At 67.4% G+C, this 1,242-nt stretch carries 1 protein-coding gene; it reads left to right on the forward strand.

Features of this window, described 5'->3' with window-relative positions:
- Positions 1-1,114: IS110 family RNA-guided transposase (locus tag AC1AYR_RS09775; RefSeq protein ID WP_476555169.1), on the forward strand; the 1,114-nt coding region annotated here is incomplete at its 5' end.
- Positions 1,115-1,242: the final 128 nt, after the last annotated feature.

The following is a 1,242-nucleotide window of genomic DNA, read 5'->3' on the forward strand; positions in this document are numbered from 1 at the left end:
CACCCTGTACGACAAGCCGCTGAAACAGGACGAGAGGGCCATCCGCGCCATGCTGGGGAGGCTGTCCGAACACGGCCGCGTGCTGCTGGTCGTCGACCAGCCCAACACCATCGGCTCCCTGCCCCTGACCGTGGCCCGGAGCATGAACGTCACGGTCGCGTACCTGCCCGGCACGGCCATGCGCAGGGCCGCGCAGCTCCTGCCCGGCAGCGCGAAGACCGACCAGAGGGACGCGTACGTGATCGCGTGGGCCGCGCTCAAACTGCCCGAGAGCCTCAGGGACGCGGGCAGCGACGACGAGACCCTCGCCGCGCTGAGAATGCTCGCCGGCCACGACGAGGACCTCGCCCACGAATCCACGCGCCACATCAACCGCCTGCGCAGCCTGCTCCTGCAGACCCACCCCGCGTTCGAACGCGTCCTGAAGGGGGAACGCGCCACCCGCGACGCGACCCTCGCGCTCCTCGAACATTACGGCGGCCCCATGGGCATGAAGCAGGCCGGCATCGACGAGGTCAGGGAATGGGCCAAGGCCAGCAAGCTGCGCGCCGGCGGGATCATCGACGACATGTTCAGGGCCATCGGCGAGCAGACCGTCACCGTGCCCGGCACCGCCACGGCCGAGGGCATCATCCCCTCCATCGCCCGCGACATCAAGACCATCAAGGACCGGCGGCGCGAGCTCGGCACGCAGGTCGAGAAGCTCCTGGAGGACCACCCTCTTCTCGAGGTCCTGACGTCGATGCCCGGGATAGGCGTCAGGACCGCAAGCAACATCCTCCTCGGCATCGGCGGCGACATCGCCAACTTCAGATCGGCCGCCCACCTCGCCTCCTACGCCGGCATCGCCCCGGTCACCAGCCGGTCCGGCACCAGCATCAAAGGCGAGAGACCAGCGAGGGGCGGCAACAAACGACTCAAGAACGCGCTATGGCAATCCTCGTTCGTCGCCAGCACCAAACACCCGCCCTCGACCGCCTACTACAAACGCAAACGCGAACAAGGCAAGCACCACAACGCCGCCATCGTCTGCCTCGCACGCCGCCGCTGCGACGTGATCTACAGCATGCTCAAGAACGGCACCCTCTACCAGGAACCAACCCTCGCCGCCTGAAACCACCGCACCCCATCCCGGACCCGACCGGCAAACCCCCGGCCGGACGGCGAAGCACGCCCACCACGCACAACCCCTAACCCGATACATCACCCCGGCCACAAGTTGACAAAAACATAGGAACACCC

This window comes from Bifidobacterium sp. LH_417 (assembly GCF_056357035.1).